Origin of the sequence: Shewanella sp. 11B5, assembly GCF_002836795.1 — a bacterium.
In the GTDB taxonomy this organism is placed as follows: domain Bacteria; phylum Pseudomonadota; class Gammaproteobacteria; order Enterobacterales; family Shewanellaceae; genus Shewanella; species Shewanella frigidimarina.
This window is the reverse complement of record NZ_PJAP01000177.1, coordinates 1-1,100: the sequence shown is the minus strand read 5'-3', so window position 1 is coordinate 1,100 and position 1,100 is coordinate 1. Positions and strand designations below refer to the sequence as shown.

The following is a 1,100-nucleotide window of genomic DNA, read 5'->3' as shown; positions in this document are numbered from 1 at the left end:
AGACGCTATAACTAGAATAAAGTACATAAAAAAGCCAGTAGAGGTGACTACTGGCTTCATAAAAATGTAGATTTAATCTAGTGTTTTGTGCCTCAGTTAGTGCCTAAAACTGCTGGAACCAGCGCTGGATTTGTTGAGGGTCTTTACTTTGAGTTAACGATAACATCAACAGAATACGGGCTTTTTGTGGATTAAGATTACCAGCAGCAACAAAGCCGTATTTGGCATCATCTATTTCAGCATCTAGAGTAGTGGCACCGGTCGGTACACGGCTAGAGCGGACAACCAATATGCCTTTTTTGCTCGCCTTAATGAGTGTATCGAATACAGAGTGATAAATGTTGCCGTTACCTACACCCGCACTAATAATGCCGTCAAACTCCGCTTCAACCATAGCTTTAGCAGGTAAATCACTAGCATTAGCGTAGTTATAAACAATACCTACCTTTGGTAAAATATCGAGCTTGCTGATATCAAAAGGGGTTTGAGTCGTATGTTGACGTTCCGTTCTGCCCATATACTCAACCTTACTGTTATGAATAATACCAAGCGGGCCAAAATTAGGCGCGGCAAAGGTGTGTACTCCAGTAGTATTAGTCTTCGTTACATCGCGGGCGTTAAGTACTGTATCGTTCATCACGACTAAAACACCTCTGCCTTTAGACTCTAGATTAGCGGCAATGGCGACTGCATTATACAGATTCATAGGTCCATCGGCACTCATAGCAGTGGATGGACGCATTGCACCAACCAGCACTACAGGCTTATCGCTCTTGACAGTTAGATTCAAAAAGTAAGCAGTTTCTTCTAAAGTATCAGTGCCATGGGTAATCACAATTCCATCGACATTTTTATCAGCCAGTAAAATATTAATCCGTTTGGCTAAGTCTAACCAAACTTTATCGTTCATATCTTGCGAACCAATTTTAACGAGTTGTTCACCTTGAATTTCGGCAAGCAACTTTATCTCCGGCACAGCTGCTATTAAGCTATTAACCCCGACCTCTCCAGACTGATAATTTGACTCAGTAGCCGATTGGCCCACTCCAGCAATGGTCCCACCGGTGGCAATAATTCGAACCTGTGGAAGCGCTTGCACC

Annotated in this window: 1 protein-coding gene; it reads right to left on the bottom strand. The window is 42.8% G+C overall.

Going from position 1 to position 1,100, the window contains the following annotated elements:
* Positions 1-103: 103 nt before the first annotated feature.
* A partial coding sequence (gene ansB, locus CXF78_RS01440; protein WP_102035758.1) for an L-asparaginase 2 occupies positions 104-1,100 on the bottom strand: 997 nt, incomplete at its 5' end.